The organism is Treponema sp. R80B11-R83G3 (assembly GCF_054786115.1).
Genome location: NZ_BDHF01000291.1, coordinates 1 through 955 on the forward strand (window position 1 = coordinate 1; position 955 = coordinate 955).

The following is a 955-nucleotide window of genomic DNA, read 5'->3' on the forward strand; positions in this document are numbered from 1 at the left end:
GGTCAATGCTACGCATTGCCCTATAACCTGCCCCAAACGTCTTTTACCGCCGGAACGTTAGACGAAATACGGGCTAAATATATTTTAATTGTTAAAATTATTTAAAAAATGAATTGGCAAAATATATATAATAAGGTACAATTAAAACATTGGAGGCAAATAAATGAGTAAGGATAATGAAGCATTTAAAATAATAGCCGAAAGGTTTGGGCGTGATACTCTTGTTTCACTTGCAACAATAGATAAAAATAGACCCTTTGTTCGTATTGTTAATGGTTATTATGAGAACGGTTTATTTTATGTTATTACATACAAACTCTCGAATAAAATGAAACAAATTAAAAAGAATCCTGAAGTTGCTGTTTGTGGGGAATGGTTTACCGCAAATGGTATAGGTAAAAATATTGGACACGTTCTCAATAAAAAAAATACGGCCGTTATGGCTAAATTACGTGAAGTATTTGCTGAATGGTATTCGAATGGTCATGTCAATGAAGACGATGTAAATACCTGTATTTTATGTATAAAATTAACAAAAGGCGTTCTATTTAATCAAGGGAAAAAATACAATGTAAATTTCGATGATATGAAATTATAAATATAAGTAATATAAAGAAAAAATGGTGTACGCCCGTACTTCGTCTAACAGGTCGGTATGCGCTTCGCCGCCCGTTGGGCGGCTCGGGCTACGCTCGGCTAGGTCATTCCGCTTCGCTCCATTCCCACGCCTCACTCCGCCACAGTTTTGTAGCCCTGCAAACCTTCGGTTTGCTTATACGGGCTACAAAACCGTCGCATACAGCCGAAACGTTAAGCGACATTTGAGCCAAAAATGTGGAGAAAATAATATAGCAATAATGGGATATTATAAGTAGTTGACAAAAGAAAAATATACGTTTATATTGATTTTATGGTAAATTTTAGAATTTTATCTTTCGATAGGATTATATAAATG

General features: G+C 34.9%; 1 protein-coding gene. It reads left to right on the forward strand.

Features of this window, described 5'->3' with window-relative positions:
- Positions 1-163: 163 nt before the first annotated feature.
- Entirely contained in the window at positions 164-598 is a 435-nt protein-coding gene (locus ACYVRH_RS13390) for a pyridoxamine 5'-phosphate oxidase family protein (RefSeq protein ID WP_461257392.1), read from the forward strand.
- The last annotated feature ends 357 nt before the right edge of the window (positions 599-955 follow it).